The sequence below is a fragment of the Gluconobacter potus genome, assembly GCF_015244705.1.
Lineage (GTDB): Bacteria > Pseudomonadota > Alphaproteobacteria > Acetobacterales > Acetobacteraceae > Gluconobacter > Gluconobacter potus.
Genome location: NZ_JABCQF010000034.1, coordinates 1 through 5159, shown reverse-complemented (window position 1 = coordinate 5159; position 5159 = coordinate 1). Strand labels below are relative to the sequence as shown.

The window sequence follows — 5159 nt, the reverse complement described above, 5'->3', positions numbered from 1 at the left end:
TGACTTGAACTCTGCCGCATACCGTTTCCGCGTAACCTTGCCCATAAAACCCGTCCTCGTTCAGGCCAGATGATAGCTTATCGCCCTGTCCGAAAAATGGGGACCACCTCTACAGGCTTGTGTGGAAGCCTGTCTCATTCAACAAAGAGAAATGAGCAAATTTTCTGTTGCGCCCACAGTGCATATCCGACGTTTTCTGGCCGCTCCCGCAGGTGGGGCGTCTGTCCTCATGCTTGCATCCCTGTTGGGTCTTGTCCTGGCGAATTCGTCATGGGCGTCGGGTTACGGCACCCTGATAACAGCGCCCATGAAATTGCCCATCTTGGGAAAGCGGGGGCCAGAAAACATTGACGCCTGGGTCTCTGACGGGCTCATGACCCTGTTTTTTCTGGTGGTCATTCTCGAAATCAAAAAGGAAATTGTATCTGGGCACCTCTCATCACTACGCCGCATCGCCCTTCCGCTTATCGGAGCATTGGGTGGAATGATCGTGCCTGCCCTGACGTATCTGCTGGTGACATGCGGGCATCCAGAAGCGACACGCGGCTGGGCCGTTCCTGTTGCAACGGATGCTGCGTTCACGTTGCCAATCATCCTTGCTCTTGGAAGGCATGTCTCGCCGGGAGCCAGGGCCTGGCTGATGGCGCTTGCCATTTTCGATGATATGCTGGGGATTGTGGTGATCGCCCTGTTTTATGGGAGCGCTCTGTATTGGCCGGCGCTGATCGCGGTCGTGATCGTGACTGCAGCGTTGGTCGGCGCGAACAGGGTTGGGATCAGAACCCTCTGGAGCTACGGCACCGGTTGCGTTCTGTTGTGGGTGGCGCTTCTGGATTCCGGTCTGCACCCGACGCTTGCTGGGGTCATCACCGGCCTATGCCTTCCGGCAGTCACCTCAGGAATGGATGCCAGACAGGCTACGCCACTCGATCGGACATCTTCTGCATTGACCCCGTTCGTTACCTGGGTCGTTCTACCGCTGTTCGGTTTCATGAACGTGGGTGTTTCACTAGCTGGCGTTCATCCGGACATGATGCTGGAGGCTGCTCCGCTCGGGATTATGTTAGGACTGATCGTTGGCAAACCGGTCGGCGTCTTTGGTGTAACAATACTCTCGACCCATCTGAAGATCGCCACGCTTCCGGCTGAAACGCCAACGGGGATGTTGTTTGGTCTTTCGCTGCTGTGTGGCATTGGATTCACGATCAGTCTATTTATCGCAAATCTGGCATTTTCCGGATCAGATCTTGTGACCCCAGCCAAGATGGGCATCTTTGCCGGCTCTGTTTTGTCTGCCCTGATGGGGTGGCTCTGGTTACGCTTCTTACCCCAACACGACCGGCTACCTTCTCAATAGAGGATGTCCGGTACGAGAGAGATACCACTCGGAGCCAACATTCTGCTGTCCCCCCTAAACCGCTTGTCCGCTCAACAGGAGCCGTGCGGACAAGCGGCGGTCGCCCTCATCTCGGTCGTAAGGTGGGTCGCTTAGGGTTTTGATAAGCCGACGTCGTATGCCAGAAATGCGCGCCAGCCCGGCTCATAGCTTTTCAGGCAAGCGGTGTTCCGAGTTACGTTCACTATAGCGGTCCACTAGATAGTCGGCCCGGTCGCGCAGCAGCCATGTGAATTTCATCAGTTCCTCCATGACATCTACCATCCGGTCATAAAGGGGGGACGGCTTCATGCGGTCATCGTCACCGAACTGCGTATAGGCCATTGGCACGCTGGACTGGTTGGGGATGGTGAACATCCGCATCCACCGGCCCAGCACCCGCAGGCCATTGACGGAATTGAAGCTCTGCGATCCACCCGAAACCTGCATGACCGCCAGCGTACGGCCCTGCGTCGGGCGGATTGAGCCTTCGGACAACGGCAGCCAGTCGATCTGGTTCTTGAACACGGCAGTGATGTTGCCGTGCCGTTCGGGGCTGCACCAGACCTGACCTTCCGACCAGATCGAGAGTTTCCGCAGTTCCTGCACTTTCGGATGGGTCGCGGGCACGGAATCCGCTACCGGCAGGTCGGTCGGGTCGAACACCCGTGTCTCGGCGCCGAGGACTTTCAGAATGCGCTCTGCCTCCAGCACCAGCAGGCGGCTGAACGAGCGGGGACGCAAAGAGCCATAGAGCAGAAGGATACGCGGCGGATGGTCCACACGCGGTTGCGGTTCCAGCCGCGCGAGATCGACCGGTTCAAGATACTCCGGATGCAAGGCTGGCAGCTCAGGTTCGGTCATATATATCGGTCCTGTCGTGTATTACGGGTGACTGATCCGGGGCAGCCATAGGGCCAGCGCCGCGAGTGTTGCCAGCAGGACGGGCGGGGTGATCACCAGTCCGACCTTCATATACTGCCTCCATGTGACCCGATGATTTTTGGATGCCAGCACATGCAGCCACAGCAACGTGGCGAGACTGCCGATCGGTGTAAATTTCGGCCCGAGATCGCAGCCGATGACGTTGGCATAGATCATCAGGTCGCGTGTCAGCGGCGTGATGTCGTGCGCCTGCTGGATCGCGAGCGCGCCGATCAGAACACCGGGCATGTTGTTCATGATGGACGATAGAACAGCCGCCAGAAAGCCGGTGCCGATGGTGGCCGTGAACGTCCCCTGATGACCGAGCCAGACCAGTACCACTGCGAGATGATCGGTCAGCCCGGCATTGCGCAGCCCGTAGACCACCAGATACATCCCCAGCGAGAAGAACACGATCTGCCACGGCGCGCCCCGCAGCACGCGGCTGACGGGAATGACCTTTCCATATCCGGCAACTGCCAGCAGGGTACTGACAGCCAGGCAAGCCACGATACAGACCGGGATATGAAACGGCGCCGTCAGGAAATAGGCCGCCAGCACCAGGGCCAGCAGCGGAAAAGCCGCGCGGAACACATGTCGGTCACGAATAGCCGTGACAGGTGCAGGCAGTTCAGAGACGGGATAGGTCTGGGGCACCTGCCGCCGGTAATAGAGCCACAGCACGGCAAGTGTCGCGCCAAGGGCGGCCAGATCGACGGGGACCATGATCGCGGCGTAGCGGTCAAAGGGAATGTCGAAGAAATTGGCGCTGACGATGTTCACCAGATTGGAAATCACCAGCGGCAGGCTGGTGGTATCCGCGACAAAGCCGGTCGCGATGATGAAGGCCAGCGCCGCGCCATGGTTCAGGCGGAGTTGTGTGAGGATGGCAATGACGATGGGCGTGAGCAGCAAGGCCGCACCATCATTGGCGAACACGGCCGCGATGGCCGCCCCCAGCAGCACGATCAGCGGAAACAGCGTCCGGCCTCGCCCTTTGCCCCAGCGCACGACATGCAGGGCCGCCCAGTGGAAGAACCCGGCCTCATCCAGAAGCAACGAGATGACGATCAGCGCGATGAAGGTAAAGGTCGCATCCCAGACGATGTGCCAGACGACCGGGATGTCGTGCCAGTGGATCACACCGGTCGCCAGAGCCACGGCGGCACCGGCCATCGCACTCCAGCCAATACCGAGGCTACGAGGCTGCCAGATGACGAAAACCAGTGTTGCAATGAAAATGGCGAGGGCCAGCATCAGACGATCCGCTTTCCGACCTCATCCACGATCTTCTAGCCGTCCTCCCTGGCAAAGGCACCCTTCTGCGGCGCGGGAAGAAGGTCCAGCACCGTTTCGGACGGACGGCAGAGCGCAACGCCGAGCGGGGTGCCGACGATGGGCCGGTTGATCAGGATCGGGTGTGCGATCATGGCGTCGATCAGCGTATCATCGCTCAGGGCCGGGTTGTCGAGGCCGAGTTCATGAAAGGGCGTGCCCTTTTCCCGCAGGACCGCGCGCACCGGAACCCCCATACGGGCGATCAGATCAACCAGTTCGGCTCGGCTCGGTGGGGTTTTCAGATATTCGATGATCCGGGGCTCCTCGCCGCTGTTGCGGATCAGTGCCAGCACGTTGCGCGACGTGCCGCAGGCCGGGTTGTGGTAGATCGTGATGGTCATGGGCAGGATTCCGGGCTCGGGCAGCAGGAAGACAGGTTCGCGATCAGGGGTGCGCAGAGTTCGGGGCTGCCCGCACAGCAGTCCCTGACGAGGAAAAGCATCAGGTCGCGCAGGCGCGGAAGACACGCGCGATAGACGATCAGCCGACTGTGGCGCTGCGAGGTCAGCAGGCCGGCACGGGTCAGGGTGGCGAGGTGGGCCGAGATCGTGTTCTGTGGGACATTGAGATGCCGCGCGACATCTCCGGCGGGTAATCCGTCCGGCTCGTAGCGCACCAGCAGGCGAAAGATCTCCAGTCTTGTGGATTGCGACAGGGCGCTCAGGGCTGCGAGGGTAGATTCTGTATCCATATATCCGGTATTGTGGATGTATTGTCGTAAGTCAAGCTATCCTGTGTGAGGAAACGGAGATCACGACTGTCGGCTTCCTCAACTTTTCTGCTCAGACCAGACATTCCGCTTACCCCCCTTAGCGGACTTTCATTGCCTCATCTGCCCATAGGGCAATCTCACTTGCGGAGGGATTTTCAAGGTTCTCCGCTGCCTCAGCAGCGCTCGCTGCAAGACGATGCATCGTTACTGTCCAGGGGGCGTCTTCCGCTTCGTTCGGGAGGGCGGCGTTGATATACGCGCAGGCATCCACGAACTGCCTCAGTCCCTCGACGAACAGGGCTTCACAATCGGCCATGCTGCAGTCTTGCCGGTGATCAGTCATGCTGTGCTTTCCATGGATTGAGGAGTGGCACCCCCGAATACCGGAAATCATCCGTATTCCGTGTCACAACCGTCATGCCATGTACCAGGCCGGTCGCGGCGATAAGGGTGTCGCGCTCCGGGCCCGGATCCGGAACATGCAGGTGAGCGCAGCGGCGGGCGACCGCCAGATCGATGGGAAGCACCCGCTTCGAAAACTCGGGTAGCACGTAGTTCTCCAGCCAGTTCCGCAGAACGCTTCCCTGGGCGGGATCCCTGCGCTCGATCCGCATGACACCGACATCCAGCTCCATGACGGTGACGGCAGACAGGAAAAGGGTCTCGGCCTCCACCTGCTCTGCCCATCTGGCGACATTAGGGTCGGCCCTGCCCGCCCGCACCTTTCGCAGTTCGGAAACAACGTTCGTGTCCAGCAGGAACATCAGCCAAAGTCCGCGGGACGCAGGCCGAGGGTCATGGGCGTCGGAT

At 59.8% G+C, this 5159-nt stretch carries 7 protein-coding genes; 1 reads left to right on the top strand and 6 read right to left on the bottom strand.

Features of this window, described 5'->3' with window-relative positions; translation table 11 throughout:
• The first annotated feature begins 151 nt into the window (after nt 1-151).
• Nucleotides 152-1357, top strand: a complete 1206-nt coding sequence (nhaA, locus tag HKD31_RS15635) for a Na+/H+ antiporter NhaA (protein WP_062499618.1) — start codon at nt 152-154, stop codon at nt 1355-1357.
• A gap of 183 nt (nt 1358-1540) precedes the next feature.
• Here the strand turns inward: nhaA and arsH are convergent, their stop codons facing one another.
• The 6 genes from arsH to HKD31_RS15605 form a co-directional block, all read right to left on the bottom strand.
• On the bottom strand, nt 1541-2239 hold the full coding sequence (gene arsH / locus HKD31_RS15630; RefSeq protein WP_010505757.1) for an arsenical resistance protein ArsH: 699 nt from the start codon (nt 2237-2239) through the stop codon (nt 1541-1543).
• A 21-nt stretch (nt 2240-2260) separates the two neighbouring features.
• A complete protein-coding gene (locus HKD31_RS15625; RefSeq protein WP_276529685.1) occupies nt 2261-3556 on the bottom strand; it encodes an arsenic transporter in 1296 nt (431 codons plus the stop codon).
• A 35-nt stretch (nt 3557-3591) separates the two neighbouring features.
• On the bottom strand, nt 3592-3978 hold the full coding sequence (gene arsC, locus HKD31_RS15620) for an arsenate reductase (glutaredoxin) (RefSeq protein WP_194256150.1): 387 nt from the start codon (nt 3976-3978) through the stop codon (nt 3592-3594).
• Nucleotides 3975-4328, bottom strand: coding sequence for an ArsR/SmtB family transcription factor (locus HKD31_RS15615; protein WP_194265690.1), 354 nt, complete (start codon nt 4326-4328; stop codon nt 3975-3977). The genes arsC and HKD31_RS15615 overlap by 4 nt, the downstream gene beginning before the upstream one ends.
• Nucleotides 4329-4446: 118 nt before the next feature.
• Nucleotides 4447-4692, bottom strand: a complete 246-nt coding sequence (locus tag HKD31_RS15610) for a hypothetical protein (RefSeq protein WP_062106882.1) — start codon at nt 4690-4692, stop codon at nt 4447-4449.
• A partial coding sequence (locus HKD31_RS15605; RefSeq protein WP_456305984.1) for a type II toxin-antitoxin system VapC family toxin occupies nt 4685-5159 on the bottom strand: 475 nt, incomplete at its 5' end. The genes HKD31_RS15605 and HKD31_RS15610, both read right to left, overlap by 8 nt.

Excerpts from the sequence above, each read along its gene's own strand:
- nhaA (WP_062499618.1), top strand. The coding sequence starts at position 152 with ATGAGCAAATTTTCTGTTGCGCCCACAGTGCATATCCGACGTTTTCTG.
- arsH (WP_010505757.1), bottom strand. The coding sequence starts at position 2,239 with ATGACCGAACCTGAGCTGCCAGCCTTGCATCCGGAGTATCTTGAACCG.
- HKD31_RS15625 (WP_276529685.1), bottom strand. The coding sequence starts at position 3,556 with ATGCTGGCCCTCGCCATTTTCATTGCAACACTGGTTTTCGTCATCTGG.
- arsC (WP_194256150.1), bottom strand. The coding sequence starts at position 3,978 with ATGACCATCACGATCTACCACAACCCGGCCTGCGGCACGTCGCGCAAC.
- HKD31_RS15615 (WP_194265690.1), bottom strand. The coding sequence starts at position 4,328 with ATGGATACAGAATCTACCCTCGCAGCCCTGAGCGCCCTGTCGCAATCC.
- HKD31_RS15610 (WP_062106882.1), bottom strand. The coding sequence starts at position 4,692 with ATGACTGATCACCGGCAAGACTGCAGCATGGCCGATTGTGAAGCCCTG.